Below are 13,557 nucleotides of genomic sequence, written 5' to 3'. Positions count from 1 at the left end.
GGCCCGCCTCTGCGGGTAACGGTGGAAAAAAAGGGGCCCAGCTCATCGCGAGAGGGGCCCCACTTTTTTTGAGTTTCGATTGGAATCCCTTGGAGAGGTTGCGATTCTTCGAACAGTGAGGATGCGGAATCGATATCGAATACTGGGGGCCGGCTTCTGCGTGCTCCTGACGTGGTGGGCAGCGAGCTCCGTCGGGCTAGCTGATTCCCTTCGGCCCGCCCATCCTTTTCGGGTACTCACCACGATCGCTCCCCTCTACTCCTTCGTGAAGAGCATTGCCGGGGAGACGGTGGAGCTTGCGAATCTCCTGCCGCAAAACGCCGACCCTCATGATTATGTCTTGAGTCCTGGGGATGCGCGCCGGATTGCTCAAGCCGACTTGATCATCCGCAACGGCTTGGGACTCGAGTTCTTCTTGGAAAAGGCGCTAGCCGAGGTCGACCGGGAGAAGCTTCTGGACGCGAGCGCGGGGATTACTCCGCTGCCTCAGTGGGTTTCGCCTGGTTCTCCTACCGGTGGGAGTCGGGCGGGAGAAATGCCTCCGAATCCGCATGTCTGGCTCGATCCCGTTTTGGCTGTCGTCGAGGTGGAAAATATCGTTCGCGAACTCTGCCGTCGAGATACGGCGAAAGCTTCCAATTACCGAGCGCGCGGAAAGCTCTTGGTGGAAGAGCTGCTCCGGCTCGACGAGCGTTATCGTCATTCGCTCGATCCCTTGCCCGACAAGAAGATGGTGTCCGATCACGATGCGTTTGCCTATTTGGCGGAGCGATATGGGATTCAAAGGGTGGCGATCCTGGAGACGAGGGGACACGCGGGGCTCTCCCCCAAGCTTGTGGCCTGGGTGCTCGACTCGATCGTTCGAAACCGGGTGCGGGCCCTCTTTAGCGAGGTCAATCACGTCAGTTCCGAACTCCGGAGCATCTCGCGCGACAGCGGAGTTCCGATCGTGCTGCTGGATTCGATGGAGAGCGGCGCCTTGCGGGCCGATCTCTATGAGCGCGTGGCGGAAGCTAATCGGCAGGCCCTTGTGGGTGCATTTCAAGGAGATTCGTCGGCTCATCCTTAGGGGGAAAATGGGTCCGGGGAGCGAGCAAGGATCGGAGGGGAGGAGCGATGCGGCCGACGTTGCGATACGGCGGGCGGCGAGCCGGCCCTTCCTTTTGCGGACAGAGGGGATTGCGGCGGGCTATGGAGACGAGGCTGCCTTTGAAGAGGTCTCTCTCGAAGTCTTTGGCCGGGAGGTCGTCTCTCTGATCGGACCCAATGGAGCGGGGAAGACGACTCTGCTCCGCTGCCTGGCTGGCATCCTGCCGCTGCGCCAGGGAAGAGTGGAAAAGGCTTTTGGCCTTCGGATGAGCTATCTGCCGCAAAGGCTCTCCTTCGACCGCCTCCTGCCGGTTACCGTGGCCGAATTCCTCTCCCTGCGCCTGGGGCGCCCTTTTTTTCGGCCCGGCTGGGCGAAACAGGAGCGGGTCGAGAGCCTGGAGGAACTGGGGGTCACGAGCTTGCTCGATCGGCGGCTCGGGGAGCTCTCCGGAGGGGAGAGGCAGCGGGTCTTCCTTGCTGCCGCCCTGGCGAAGAGGCCGCAACTCCTCCTCCTGGACGAACCGGCAACGGGTGTGGATCTCTTGGGTGCGGCCGCATTCGATGCGCTCCTGCATCGGCTCCGGGATCGCGATGGGCTTGGGATTCTTCTGGTTTCTCACGATCTTCACCTGGTCCATCACATTTCGGACTGGGTCTATTTCCTCAACCGGAGGATTCTCGCCAGCGGCCCGCCAAAGGAAGTGATGCGCGAAGACCAGCTAGCGGCCGCTTATCAGCGCTTTCCCCATCCCGGTTGAAGGAGGGCAATCCTAGCCAGCATGTCTCACAAACATTCTCCTGCGGCTCGCGAAATGGACCTGTCTGCTTCGTTGCGCCTTGGTTTTCCCTCCGCGCAGTATGTCGTCATACAGCTTTGGGGGAAAACTTGCGGCCCGCCTTGCATCCAGGCCCATCCGCCACGCCTCGGGTACGAACTTTGTGAGACATGCTGGCTAGATGTCGACGAGCCGGAGAGGGAATAGGTAGGAAAAGGAGGAGAGAGTCTTGCCGGGCGGGCGCGGACTCGCTAGAGCAGGGGGTAGATCTTGGACTTTCTCTCCTATGATTTTTTGCGACGGGCGTTGTCCGCCGCCGCGCTTGCCGGCCCGGTTTGCGGATTCTTGGGCGTCTTTCTTACGGCGCGGGGCATGGCTTTCTTCAGCGACGCGCTCGCCCATACGGCAATCACCGGGGTCGCCCTGGGGTTGCTCGCCGAGGGCGCGGTCGAGTTCTGGTTCGGTTTCGCTCTTCCTCCCGGGCTTCCTTCCGGCCTGCTGATCCTCTGGTGCCTGGGCGCTGCTTGGCTGATGGCCTCGCTCTTCGAAAGCGCCCGGTGGCGCCCTGATACCGTGATGGCATTCTGCTTCACGGGAAGCGTTGCTTTCGGGGTGCTGGTTCTGGGCAAGTTAGGCCGATACGGCTTTTTAGAGGAGACGCTCTTCGGAGACATCAATGCGAACTCTTGGGGAGACGTGGCGGTGCTTGGGGCGGTGACCATGAGTGCTGTAATCGTCTTGGGGAGGAGGTTGCGGGAGTTTCTCTTGATCCTTTTGGACGAGGATCTCGCCTTGGCGGATGGGATCCCGGTGCGCCGACTCAACCGGATCCTGGTGCTCCTGGTAGCCGCGGTGGTGGCCATCGCCTTGAAATTGCTGGGAGCCCTGCTGGTGAGTGCCCTTTTGGTGGTCCCGGCGGCGGCGGCCCGGCTGGTCGCCCCCAATCTCCGTCTCCTGCTTGTTTTCGCAGGGATCGGCGGATTTCTCGGCTCGGTGGGCGGGGTGATCCTCTCCTTCTATCTCGATCTGCCTACGGGACCCACCATTGTGCTGACCCAACTGGCCCTTCTGCTGATCGCCCTTGGCTTGCAACCTCTACTCGGGCACAGGCGCCGGTCTCAGAGTAGAGGGAGCGCCGAGGCGACCACTTCCCAGTCGATCTGGCCGAGCAGCGAATCGAGGTAAGCCGCCCGATCCAGGTTGAAATCGAGAAGAAAGGCATGGTCTTCCATGTCGATCGCCAGGAGAGGTGTTCCACCCCAGAAGGGGACAGCACCTCGGGGATCGCCGAGAAGGTTGAAAAGCCGACCGCTTGCGTGGTCAAGGCAGGTCCAGGCCCACGAGTCCGACGCCAAAGCCGTCGTACGCAGGTCGCGTAGGAAGCGGTCGAGGGAACCGAAGTCCCGATCGATCCAGGTGCGAAGGATTCCTTGCGGCTCGCCACCGGCTCCGCCAAGAGTCGCAAAGTAGAGCTCGTGGCTCTTTGCCGAGGAGAGACAATAGGAGAAATCGAGCCGATTGGCCCGGAAAAGGGAGCCCGCGATCCGGTCGTCTCCGGGAAGCTCCTTCCCCTGGAGCGCCGGCAGGAGCTCGTTGGCCCGGCGGACCTGGATGGCATAGAGGCCAAGATGCATCTCCAACGCTTTCTCGGAAATCTTCCCTGTCTTTCCTAGGAGCTTTTTTCGAAATAGATCCGTGCGATCGGCTATGGTTGACGCCATGGTTTTCTTTTACCTCAACCTCTTCCCTTGGCAAGGGTTTGAATGATCGGGGAAGACGAGGCTTGCGGTTGAAGAGTGGCGCGGGAGTCGTAATATATCGGCGGTGACCGAATCCGAACTGGAAGAACGAGCGAAGAGGGCGGCGGAAATCCTGAAAGCCCCGACCGAGTACAAGGTCTGCGAAGGCTGCGAGTCGATCGTGCGGGAAAAGGCGGTGTTCTGCCCCAACTGCCATGGCTACCGCTTCGATTCGGACCCGGCTCGCGTGGTTACGCAGGCGCGGCTGCTCGGGGCACGCCCGGCAAGCTCGATCTCGCAGCAGGACTATAGCTGATCCGCAGGTCGGCGACACGCGAGTGGCGCAGCCCGCCGTTCCGGAGCAGCCCATTCGGATTAGGAGAGCTTTGTCAGGGCTGGTAGGCGGCTGCCTAGGAGGCCGTTGCCATTCGCGAGGGATGGCGGCTTAGCCTGCTTGTCTCACAAAGTTTGTACCCGAGGCGCGGCGGATGGGCCTGAATGCAAGGCGCAATGAAGCAGCTAGGTCCGTTTTGCAAGCCGCAGGAGAACGCTTGAGAGATATGCAGGTTAGACTCCGTCCAGGCTGAAGGTCACCGCTTCGGTGAAGGAACCGGACGCGATTCCGGGAAAGCGCCAGTGATGGAGCGCCCACTGCTTGGCACTCCCATCCAAGAGATGATGCCCGGAACTCGCAAGAACTTCGACCCAGATGACATGACCCTCTTGCACGAAGACCTGCAAGGTCACCTTGCCTTCGAGCCTCTGGCACCGGGCCTCATAGGGGTAAGGGGGTTCTGAGAGGACAAGCCCGCCGCCGAGCGCCGGAGGCCGGTTGTGCGGCGTCTGAGTGGGACGAGCGGCGTGGGAGCGGCTCGCCTGCCGGGCAACCAGCGGCTTCTTTGGAATGGGGGGCACGGGCGTCGGCAGGACGGATGGCTCTTCGGCCTTGCGTTCCTCCGGCAGTGGAGTACCCGCGCTTGGGGGCACGGGGATTTCGTCCATGAGTTCGACGTTCGAGGAGTTCGGCGAGGATTGCAGGGAGAGCGGCGCGATCGCCGGCACGGGGCTCCCTGGAACTCCGGGCAGGATCAGACAGGCCACTCCCGCGTGAAAGAGGATGGCCAGAGCGATCGCAGGCCAAAAACCCCATCCGGCAGACTGGTCGGCCGCAGGCTGGATCTCCTGGCTTCTCTTTGCTTCGAGCCGCGTTGCCCGTCTTTCAAGAAGTGCCGTTGTCATGGATCTCTTTCCTGATTTTGATAAAGCAGAAATCATGCCAGAAAACGCAGATTCAGCGGAGTCGAACGGCCTGATCGAAGGAGCCGCATCTTCCGTGCTATTCCACTCTCGTCCCTCTCGGCGACGGACGAGAGTCAAAACCGGAAGGGCGCGTGTCAAAAGAAGGTCAAAAACGAAGCTCCTTTTGGGGCGGGATTTGAGCTTGTGCCCTCGCCGATCCTCCGGGAGATTGATCCGAAACGGAGGCGTATGAGGAGGAAAGGAGGGGAGAGGTGGGGGGAATTCGCAGCGATGGTTCTCCTTCTTTTCCAGGGCTGCAGTCCGGTTCCGGAGTCGGTCCGGACCGCGACGGCGAATCAGGCTCCCGTTGCCGCCCTTCGCTCCCATCCGGAAGCTTATCGGGGGAAGCCGGCGCTCCTGGGGGGAAGAGTCGTTCGGGTCGAGAGCCTCCGCGATCGGACCTGGATCGAAATCGACGGCTTACCGTTGGACGAAAGAGACCGTCCCCGCAGCGACGCAAAAAGCCGAGGGCATTTTGTGGCGGAGATCCGCGAAAAGGTCGCTGCGAGCGCCTACCCGTGGGGTCGGGTCGTCACTGTCTGGGGGAAGTTTGCGGGGCTGATCAAAGGCCAGCCGTTGGTGGTCGCGAAAGAGGTCTATCTCTGGCCGCGCCGCTTCGGGCAAGAGCCGTTCTACTCTCCCGGTCCCTACCAGGAGGGCAATCTGGGAGCGGGCTGGGATCCAGGCACCTGGTGGTGATGCTCTTCCTGGGAAGGCTAGAGAAGGACGGCGTTAATAGACGTCCTTGTGATAGCGTTTCTGCTCCTTCAGGAGGGTCACGTTCACGTAATGAGCCGCTTCTTCTAGATTCAGGCCGCCGAAGCGGTGGGCGATATCGATGAGCGCCTGATGGACATCCTTGGCCATTCGGTGGGCATCCCCGCAAACGTAGAGGTGCGCTCCCTCCTGAAGCCAAGCCCAGAGCGCCTCGCCCTGTTCGGTCATCCGATGCTGCACGTAGATCTTCTGAGCTTGATCCCGAGAAAACGCCGTATCGAGGCGGGAGAGGACGCCCTTGCGATGAAGCTCAAGGAACTCCTCCTCGTAGAAAAAATCGGTTGCCCGGTGCTGCTCGCCGAAAAAGAGCCAGTTCCTCCCCGTGTGGCCCAGCGCCGCCCGCTGCTGGAGAAAGGCGCGAAAGGGAGCCACGCCCGTGCCGGGACCCACCAGAATCAAGGAGGCTGTCGGGTCTTCCGGGAGCCGGAAGTGCTTGGCGGGCTGAACATAGACCGGCAGTGCGTGGGGTTGGGAGGGTTCGATGCGAGCGAGATGGCCGGAGGCGAGCCCGAGCTTTTCCCGACCGTGAGTCTGAAAGCGGACCACCGCGACCGTCAGGTGAATCTCTTCGGGGTAGACGGCGGGAGCCGAAGCGACCGAATAGAGCCGGGGAAGAGAGCGGCCGAGCAGGCCGATCAGCTCCTCCGGTCCGAAGGAGGCGCCGGGATGGCTGCGAAGAAGATCGATATAATCCTTGCCGTGGAGATAGGCGTCGAGTTCGGCTTCGTTTTGACAGAGGGCTTGGAGCGAATCGCGGCTTGGACCGGGAGGAAGCTTTTCCGCGAGAGCGCGGGCAAACTTCTTGGTCACCCGGTTGAGGACGAATTGGCTTGCGAGAATCTCGCGCAACGAGGACGTCTGCCCTTGGAGAGAGACCGTCTCCTCGCCCGAGAGCCCGAGAGCTTGGAGCAGTTCGCCAATGAGCTCCGGCGGGTTGCGGGCGAAAACTCCCAGGGAATCTCCCACTTGATAAGAGAGACCGCTGCCGCGGAGGTCAACGACGAGATGCCGCGTCTCTTTTTCCGAACCCTGTAGGGTCAACGCTCGATTTTCCGAGATTCGAGCGGGAAAGGGATTGGCACGCGTATAGGGTTTGGCGGTAGGAGAAGTCGTTGCTGTCATCCGCTGGTGAAGAGTGTTAAAAAGAAATCCATCTACCGTAAGGAACGGCAAAGCACAAGCGGAAAGTCCGCAGGCGAAGATTCCCCCCCCCGAGAGGAGGCTCTTTCTTCTTGCAGGGTGGGATGCCGATGGGAAGCTGAGGCGAACGAAGGGCAATGAAGGACGAGCGATTTCAGAATCGGAAGGAAGCCGGGAGGCTTCTGGCCGAGGAGCTGCTCGAGTATGGCGGCAGGAAGGATGTCATCCTCTTGGCGCTCCCCCGCGGCGGAGTCGCCGTGGGCGCGGAGATTGCCAAAATCCTGCACCTTCCTCTCGACGTCTTCACGGTTCGCAAGCTGGGAGTTCCGGGGCAGGAAGAACTGGCCATGGGTGCGATCGCTACCGGAGGTGGGAGGGTAATCAACCGCTCCGTGGTCGCCAGCTTGGGAATCGATGAAAGGACGATCGAGGCGGTTGCCGCCAGGGAAGAACGGGAATTACGGAGGCGCGAGGCCCTGTTTCGCAAGGGGATGCCTGCGCTTTCGCTCCGCGGGAAAATCGCGATCTTTGTCGATGACGGCATCGCTACAGGAGCGACGATGCGGGCGGCGGTGGAGACAGCCCGGAAGCTTGAGCCTGCAGCGATCCTGGCCGCTGTCCCTGTGGCACCTCCCTCGGTAGCCGAGGAGATGGCCGAGTTGGTCGACGAGTGGATCGTCCTCCTCACCCCGGAATCCTTCTTCGGCGTGGGCCAGTGGTACAAGGAGTTTCCCCAGCTCGGAGACGAGGAGGTCTGCGCACTCCTGCACGAAGCAGCGGCTGCGCGGAAAAAAGAGAGGGAGAACAGGCGCAAGGAATGGCCGGGCGATGGGGCGGCCGCGGATCAATGAGAGCGGAAGAATCGGGTATCTTTGATCTCCGGGCGCCGTACGCTCCGTGCGGGGATCAGCCGCAAGCCATCGAGACGATCGTGCGCCGGGTGCAGGAGGGAGAGCCGCACACGGTACTTCTCGGCGTGACCGGGTCGGGGAAGACCTTTACCGTTGCCAGCGTCCTCGCGCGGCTGGGTCGCCCCGTCCTGGTCATTTCCCACAACAAGACGCTGGCCGCCCAGCTATATAGCGAGCTCAAGCAGTTCTTTCCTGAGGCCGCCGTCGAGTATTTCGTCTCCTACTTCGACTACTACCAGCCCGAGGCCTACATCCCCAGCAGCGACACCTACATCGAAAAGGATTCGAGCGTGAACGAGGAGATCGAGCGGCTGCGGCTCTCGGCGACCATCTCCCTGCTTTCCCGGCGGGATGTCATCGTCGTGGCGAGCGTCTCCTGTATCTACGGGTTGGGGTCTCCGGAGGACTACGAGGGGCTCGCCTTTGCCTTGCGGGTCGGAATGGACCTGAGGCGAGAGGAGCTGCTGGCGCGCCTGGTCGAAATGCAATACGAGCGGAACGACGTGGCGCTGGCTCGAGGCCGGTTCCGGGTTCGCGGCGATGTGGTCGAGGTCTGCCACCGCTCGGCCGAAGAGGGGTTGCGGATCGAGTTTGTCGGGGATCAGATCGACCGGATCAGCGAATTTCAGCTTCTGACCGGAAATGTGCTGACCCGGTTGGAGAAAGAGATGATCTTCCCGGCTCGCCACTTCGTGACGCCATACGATAAGACGAAAAGAGCGGTCGCTTCCATCCGGCAGGAGCTCGAAGAGCGCGTAACGGAGCTCGAAGGACAGGGAAAGCTGCTGGAAGCCCAGCGTCTGCGGCTGCGGACGACCTACGATCTCGAACTCCTCGAGGAGCTTGGCTTCTGTAGCGGAATCGAGAACTACTCTCGGCATTTGAGCGGCCGGGAGCCCGGCTCGCGTCCTTACACGCTTCTCGATTTCTTTCCGAAGGATTTTCTTACCGTGATCGATGAATCGCATGTCACGATCTCGCAGATCCAGGGGATGTACGCGGGGGATATCGCCCGCAAGCGGGTCCTGGTCGAGCATGGGTTTCGTCTTCCCTCGGCGCTCGACAATCGGCCGCTCAACTTTGCCGAATTCCGCTCGCTGGTCGGCCAGACGCTCTATGTTTCGGCGACACCCGGCGACTACGAGCTCGGGCTTTGCGGCGGAGAGGCGGTGGAGCAGATCATCCGGCCCACCGGGCTCTTGGATCCCGTCGCCGAGGTTCGCCCGCTCAAAGGGCAGATCGACGATGTGATGGAGGAGATCCGCAAGCGGGAGTCGCAGAAAGAACGGTCTCTTGTGCTGACTTTGACCAAGCAGACGGCGGAGGATCTAGCCGATTACCTGCGCGAGTTGGGCTTGCGCGTCCGCTATCTCCATTCGGAACTCGACGCGATCGAGCGGGTAGAGATCCTGCGCGGGCTCCGAGCGGGGGACTTCGATGTTCTGGTCGGAATCAACCTGCTTCGGGAAGGCCTCGATCTGCCCGAAGTCTCCCTGGTCGCCATCCTGGACGCCGACAAGGAGGGCTACCTCCGGTCGGAGAAGTCGCTGATCCAGATCGCCGGGCGAGCCGCACGCCATCTTCACGGGACCGTGCTGCTTTACGCCGAACGGGAGACCCCGGCGATTCGAAAGCTCCTGGAGGTGACCCAATACCGGAGGAGCAAGCAGATTGCCTACAATCAGGCTCACGGGATTACGCCCCGCGGGGTGCAGCGAGGGATCCAAGAGAGTCTGCGGGGGGTGCTGCGGGCCGAGGCGCAGGCGGTGGAGAGGTTGCATGGGGAGGAAGGGAAGTTCGATCTGGAGGAGACGTTGCGGGATTTGCAACGGGAGATGGTGGAGGCGGCAGGTGCGCTCAACTATGAAAAAGCGGCTCTCCTTCGGGATCAGATCGAGGAGCTCCAACGGAGAGCCGGAGTCGCCGGTCCCCGGCCTTCGGGATCGGGAGGGCACGCGAGCGCTCGGAAGCTTAAAGGGAGGAAGAGGCCCGCACTCCCCAAACGGAAAACAGGTTGGCCAAGCCGCTCCATGGAGGCCGATCCGGCCGATTGAGCCATTGGACGGGTAAAGCGATGGCAGCCTGCGCGTCTCACAAAGTTCCTATCCGAGGCGCGGCGCATGGTCCTGGAGGCAAGGCGGGGAGCAGGTTTTCCCCCGGCGTGGTATGACGACAACCTGCGAGGGGGAAAACCAAGTTCCAGCGAAGCAGACAAGTCCATTGCCCAAGCTGCAGGAGAACGCGGGTGAGACACGCAGGCCAGACACCTCCGCCCCCCGGGGAGCGGCCGTCTCCCGTCCCCTCTACCGTTCGTCCTGGTTTGCGCTCGGCGTTCTGGCGGCGCGCTTCCTACCGAGAGGGGTGGTGCGCGGGATCGGCGCGGGATCGGCCCTGGCTTTCGCCTTCTTTCGCCGCGCGCACGCCGCGGTCGTTGCCCGGAATTTACGACTGATTCTCGATCGGCCCGTCCGGGCAGCGGACTCCCGAAACGTCTATGGAAACTTCGGCAAGGCGATCGGCGACTATTTCTATCTTGGTAGCCGATCCGTCGCCTGTGCCCGGGGGCTCATCGAGGAGCGGATCGGCTACGAGGGGCTTGCCTTCGCACACCGCCAGGGGAAGGGGGCGCTCCTCCTGACGGGCCACCTCGGACTCTTTGAGCTCGGAGGCGCGCTGCTCTCAAGCTTCGGTTTCTCAACGGTGATTCTCACCTTCCCCGAACCGGACCCGAACCTCTCTCTGTGGCGATCGGCATACCGCCGCCGCTGGGGGGTCGAGACGCTGGAGGTCGGAGAAGACGCTTTTTCGTTTCTGGCGGTTCGCAAGAAGCTCTCGCAAGGGAAATTTGTCGCGGCTCTGGTTGATCGGCCCTCTCCGACTAGCCGGGTCTCCGTCCGTCTTCCCCATGGCCGCTTGCCGGTCTCCACGGGAATCCTCTATCTGGCGATGCTCGAGGCAGTTCCGGTCTTCGTGGTGACGGTAACCGAAAAGCCCAACCGGCGTTATCGAGTCTGGTGCAGCCCGCCGCTCTTTTTCTCGGACCAAGGGTCCAGGGAGGAGGCCTTGGCAGCCGCGAGCCGGCAGGTCTTCGATCTGCTGGTTCCCGAAATCGCGGCCCATTGGAGCCAATGGTACCAGTTCGTTCCGCTGGAAGGAGGCGGGATTCCGGGCTGAAGGAGTCTGCCATTCAGGTTAGTGTCTCCTTGACCTGCCGTCCGTACCTGTGTTGAATCCGCTCCCACCCGCCTTTCATGAACTCGTCGGCCTCTCAACCAGAGGTACCTTCCTTGGCCTGCGAGAGGAGCCGTTTCGGTTCTTTACGCCGGATGATGGGGCGCATTACAGTTGCTTTCGTTCTGGATAAGGGAAAGGGACGGGAAAAAGGTGCTGCGGCTCCGGCAGTTCGGCTTTTGCCTGGTTGCTGTCAGGCGGATGTGGGTGCCGGGCAGGAGGCGTGGGATTGTCTCACGCGGGTTGCTGAGTGCGTGCGCTTCTACTGGGGCGTCGGATTTTTCTGGGTAGCCAGCCTCTTTTGGAGTGTCGTCGCCGGTCTGCTGAGCCTCCTGCTTCCGCCGAGGATCGGAGCGCGCGTTGGCCAATTCCTGATCATGGTGGGTTTTCGGTTGTTCCTTTCCCATATGCGGTTTCTCGGTCTCTTTCGTTGCGATCTCACCGCTCTGGACCAGCTTCGAAACGAGGGGCCACTGCTGATTGCCGCCAACCACCCGGCCCTGCTTGACGCCGTGTTGGTGATCTCCCGGCTTCCGAGGGTCGTCTGCCTCGCCAAGGCGGCGCTCTGGGGAAATCCTTTCCTAGGCGGATGCCTCCGGCTCGCCCGGTATCTCCGGAGCGATTCCCCGCTCTTGCTCGTGAGGGAGGCGAAAGAGGCGATTCGTCGAGGGGAACAGATTCTGATCTTCCCGGAGGGGACTCGGACGACCACGCAGCCGGTCAGCTCTTTTAAGGGAGGAGTTGCCGTCATCGCCCGAGCGACGGGAATCCCCGTGCAGACGGTCTTTTTGGAGGGAAGCGTTCCCTACCTCGCAAAAGGGTGGCCGCTTTTCCGTAAGCCGGAGTTTCCTCTGGTCTATCGAGCCCGCCTCGGACGGCGCTTTCTTGCTCAGGGAGAGCCCCATGAATTTGTCGAAGAGCTTGAGCGCTACTACCGGCAGGAGCTTACGCGGAACCCGTCGATTTCCGTGCGATGAGCAGACAGAAGCCGCGCGCGCTTGTGTTGATCCCGAGCTACAATACGGGAGCGAAGCTCTTGGAGACGGTGGAGGAGGCCCGCCGATTCTGGCAGCCGGTCTGGGTCGTCATCGACGGGAGCAACGATGGATCCGAGGGGCGGCTTCGCCAGCGGGCGGAAGCCGATCCCGGGTTCCGGGTCTTCTCCCTCTCCCGTAATCAAGGCAAAGGCGCGGCCATCCTCCGGGGCCTGCGGGAGGCGACGAGGTCGGGGTTTACCCACGCCTTGACGATGGATGCGGACGGGCAGCACCCCGCTTCCGCCATTCCGCAGTTTCTGGCGGCGTCCGCCGCTTCTCCCGATGCCATGGTGCTCGGTCTGCCGATCTTCGATCGGAGCGCTCCTCCCGCGAGAGTCGGCGGGCGGAAGATCTCCAACTGGCTCGCGGGGGTCCAGACGGTGGGCGGGGGTGTGGGCGACGTGCTCTTCGGCTTTCGGGTCTATCCGATCGCACCCTTGCTGGAGATCATGGAGTCGTGCCGCACGATGCGGAGGTTCGACTTCGATCCCGAAGCAGTCGTCCGCCTTTATTGGCGAGGGGTGCCCCCGATCCAACTTCCGGTGCCGGTCCGCTATTTTACTCGGCAGGAGGGAGGGGTCTCCCAATTCCGCTATGTCCGGGACAACTTCTTGCTGGCCCGGATGCATCTCCGCCTCCTTTGCGGGGCTCTGCCCCGGCTTCTCCGGCGCGGACTCCCCTGCTGCTTTGGGACTCATCCGACATCGCCATCGGGAGCGAAACCGCGCGAAGACCTCGGGCCTCGAGGAGCGGGAGGAGCACCGAGAGGACCTTGAGGCTCACGGGATCACCCTGGGGTGTGTGCGCGCTGTGTCCGTCGTGCAGGAGGAGGATGTCGCCTTCGGCCAGGTTCCGGATCAGGCGGCGGAGGACGGTTGCGGGGGTTCGGCAGGCTGTGTCGAAGCCTCTCCGGGTCCAGGAAACGTAACGAAGGCCCGCCCATGCGAGAGCGGGATCGAGAAAGGGATTGCGAAAACCCATGGGAGCGCGGAAAAACCGGGGAGCCGTGCCGGCAAGCGCGCCGAGCACCGACTGTGCTCGTTGGATCTCGCGCTGCAGGGCGCCCAGGGAGTAGCAGGCAAAGAAGTTCGAATGGCGCAAGCTGTGGTTTTCCACGCTGTGGCCGCGCCGGACGATTTCCCGGACGAGTCCGGCGTGCCGCTCCGCCCGCTGTCCCACGCAGAAGAAGCTCGCCTTGGCCCCCCAGGTGTCCAAAAGATCGAGGATCGCCGGCGTGATCTCGGGATCAGGTCCGTCGTCGAAGGTGAGGACCACAAGACCGTTCCGCGCGGGGGACTTCGGCAGGCGGACGAGGTTCGGGCCCAGCAGCCTACTTTTCGGCCAGAGGCCGGAGAACCCGAGGAGAAGGTGGTCGGCGAGGAAGAGGGCCAGGAGCCAGACCCAGAATCCGGGGACGAGGGGAAGCGCCGCCAGGAGAGTGACGTGCAGCCAGAGGGAGACGCGGATGGCCGGGGATGGCCGCCAGCGCCGGGGATTCCGGCCGGCAGCCGAAGCTCGATCTGGGGAAGCGACAGGTGGGCGAATCATCGCTTCTATG

At 62.4% G+C, this 13,557-nt stretch carries 12 protein-coding genes and 2 pseudogenes; 10 read left to right on the top strand and 4 right to left on the bottom strand.

The window, feature by feature from the left end; genetic code table 11:
* Positions 1-121: 121 nt before the first annotated feature.
* From MAMT_RS00740 to MAMT_RS00730, 3 genes and pseudogenes are all read left to right on the top strand, one after another.
* The gene (locus MAMT_RS00740; RefSeq protein WP_142659034.1) at positions 122-1,069 is read left to right on the top strand and encodes a metal ABC transporter substrate-binding protein; all 948 of its coding nucleotides are present in this window, start codon (positions 122-124) and stop codon (positions 1,067-1,069) included.
* Positions 996-1,620: pseudogene (locus MAMT_RS00735) on the top strand (metal ABC transporter ATP-binding protein); the annotation flags it as partial. The gene MAMT_RS00740 and the pseudogene MAMT_RS00735, both read left to right, overlap by 74 nt.
* Before the next feature lie 515 nt (positions 1,621-2,135).
* Positions 2,136-3,050 (top strand): metal ABC transporter permease, encoded by a 915-nt coding sequence (locus MAMT_RS00730; RefSeq protein WP_178086829.1) that lies wholly within the window; start codon positions 2,136-2,138, stop codon positions 3,048-3,050.
* On the opposite strand, the gene MAMT_RS00725 is transcribed toward MAMT_RS00730, so the two are convergent.
* Positions 2,984-3,499 (bottom strand): superoxide dismutase, encoded by a 516-nt coding sequence (locus MAMT_RS00725; protein ID WP_178086828.1) that lies wholly within the window; start codon positions 3,497-3,499, stop codon positions 2,984-2,986. The two genes, MAMT_RS00730 and MAMT_RS00725, sit on opposite strands and share 67 nt — an antisense overlap.
* Before the next feature lie 190 nt (positions 3,500-3,689).
* On the opposite strand from MAMT_RS00725, the gene MAMT_RS00720 reads away from it, so the two are divergent.
* Complete coding sequence (locus MAMT_RS00720; protein ID WP_142659031.1) at positions 3,690-3,920, top strand: hypothetical protein; 231 nt, start codon at positions 3,690-3,692, stop codon at positions 3,918-3,920.
* Between the two features lie 251 nt (positions 3,921-4,171).
* Here the strand turns inward: MAMT_RS00720 and MAMT_RS11225 are convergent, their stop codons facing one another.
* Positions 4,172-4,843 carry an energy transducer TonB gene (locus MAMT_RS11225; RefSeq protein ID WP_178086827.1) on the bottom strand — a complete coding sequence of 224 codons (672 nt, stop codon included), beginning with the start codon at positions 4,841-4,843 and terminating at the stop codon, positions 4,172-4,174.
* Between the two features lie 291 nt (positions 4,844-5,134).
* Here MAMT_RS11225 and MAMT_RS00710 point away from each other — a divergent pair, with 291 nt between their 5' ends.
* Entirely contained in the window at positions 5,135-5,602 is a 468-nt protein-coding gene (locus tag MAMT_RS00710) for a Slp family lipoprotein (protein ID WP_178086826.1), read from the top strand.
* Positions 5,603-5,635: 33 nt separating this feature from the next.
* Here the strand turns inward: MAMT_RS00710 and MAMT_RS00705 are convergent, their stop codons facing one another.
* Positions 5,636-6,802: a diflavin oxidoreductase gene (locus MAMT_RS00705; protein ID WP_246186439.1), complete on the bottom strand. Its 1,167-nt coding sequence runs from the start codon at positions 6,800-6,802 to the stop codon at positions 5,636-5,638.
* 155 nt (positions 6,803-6,957) lie between these two features.
* Between MAMT_RS00705 and MAMT_RS00700 the strand changes: the two genes are divergently transcribed.
* The 5 genes from MAMT_RS00700 (at position 6,958) to MAMT_RS00680 (ending at position 12,775) form a co-directional block, all read left to right on the top strand.
* Positions 6,958-7,671, top strand: a complete 714-nt coding sequence (locus MAMT_RS00700) for a phosphoribosyltransferase (protein WP_142659027.1) — start codon at positions 6,958-6,960, stop codon at positions 7,669-7,671.
* Entirely contained in the window at positions 7,668-9,785 is a 2,118-nt protein-coding gene (gene uvrB, locus MAMT_RS00695) for an excinuclease ABC subunit UvrB (protein ID WP_142659026.1), read from the top strand. The genes MAMT_RS00700 and uvrB overlap by 4 nt, the downstream gene beginning before the upstream one ends.
* A gap of 112 nt (positions 9,786-9,897) precedes the next feature.
* Positions 9,898-10,905 (top strand): lysophospholipid acyltransferase family protein, encoded by a 1,008-nt coding sequence (locus tag MAMT_RS00690; RefSeq protein ID WP_142659025.1) that lies wholly within the window; start codon positions 9,898-9,900, stop codon positions 10,903-10,905.
* A gap of 152 nt (positions 10,906-11,057) precedes the next feature.
* On the top strand, positions 11,058-11,939 hold the full coding sequence (locus tag MAMT_RS00685) for a lysophospholipid acyltransferase family protein (protein ID WP_246186438.1): 882 nt from the start codon (positions 11,058-11,060) through the stop codon (positions 11,937-11,939).
* Positions 11,936-12,775 carry a glycosyltransferase family 2 protein gene (locus MAMT_RS00680; protein WP_142659024.1) on the top strand — a complete coding sequence of 280 codons (840 nt, stop codon included), beginning with the start codon at positions 11,936-11,938 and terminating at the stop codon, positions 12,773-12,775. Before MAMT_RS00685 ends, MAMT_RS00680 begins: the two co-directional genes overlap by 4 nt.
* Positions 12,776-12,980: 205 nt before the next feature.
* Here MAMT_RS00680 and MAMT_RS11575 read toward each other — a convergent pair.
* Positions 12,981-13,547: pseudogene (locus MAMT_RS11575) on the bottom strand (polysaccharide deacetylase family protein); the annotation flags it as partial.
* Between the last annotated feature and the right edge of the window lie 10 nt (positions 13,548-13,557).

The organism is Methylacidimicrobium tartarophylax (assembly GCF_902143375.2).
GTDB classification, from domain to species: Bacteria; Verrucomicrobiota; Verrucomicrobiia; order Methylacidiphilales; family Methylacidiphilaceae; genus Methylacidimicrobium; species Methylacidimicrobium tartarophylax.
This window is presented reverse-complemented; position numbering and strand designations above follow the sequence as displayed.

What these genes read in the sequence shown, in the direction of transcription:
- MAMT_RS00705 (WP_246186439.1), bottom strand. Translation starts at nt 6,802, where the DNA reads ATGACAGCAACGACTTCTCCTACCGCCAAACCCTATACGCGTGCCAAT.
- MAMT_RS00690 (WP_142659025.1), top strand. Translation starts at nt 9,898, where the DNA reads ATGACGACAACCTGCGAGGGGGAAAACCAAGTTCCAGCGAAGCAGACA.
- MAMT_RS00700 (WP_142659027.1), top strand. Translation starts at nt 6,958, where the DNA reads ATGAAGGACGAGCGATTTCAGAATCGGAAGGAAGCCGGGAGGCTTCTG.
- MAMT_RS00740 (WP_142659034.1), top strand. Translation starts at nt 122, where the DNA reads ATGCGGAATCGATATCGAATACTGGGGGCCGGCTTCTGCGTGCTCCTG.
- MAMT_RS11225 (WP_178086827.1), bottom strand. Translation starts at nt 4,843, where the DNA reads ATGACAACGGCACTTCTTGAAAGACGGGCAACGCGGCTCGAAGCAAAG.
- uvrB (WP_142659026.1), top strand. Translation starts at nt 7,668, where the DNA reads ATGAGAGCGGAAGAATCGGGTATCTTTGATCTCCGGGCGCCGTACGCT.
- MAMT_RS00725 (WP_178086828.1), bottom strand. Translation starts at nt 3,499, where the DNA reads ATGCATCTTGGCCTCTATGCCATCCAGGTCCGCCGGGCCAACGAGCTC.
- MAMT_RS00685 (WP_246186438.1), top strand. Translation starts at nt 11,058, where the DNA reads ATGATGGGGCGCATTACAGTTGCTTTCGTTCTGGATAAGGGAAAGGGA.
- MAMT_RS00710 (WP_178086826.1), top strand. Translation starts at nt 5,135, where the DNA reads ATGGTTCTCCTTCTTTTCCAGGGCTGCAGTCCGGTTCCGGAGTCGGTC.
- MAMT_RS00680 (WP_142659024.1), top strand. Translation starts at nt 11,936, where the DNA reads ATGAGCAGACAGAAGCCGCGCGCGCTTGTGTTGATCCCGAGCTACAAT.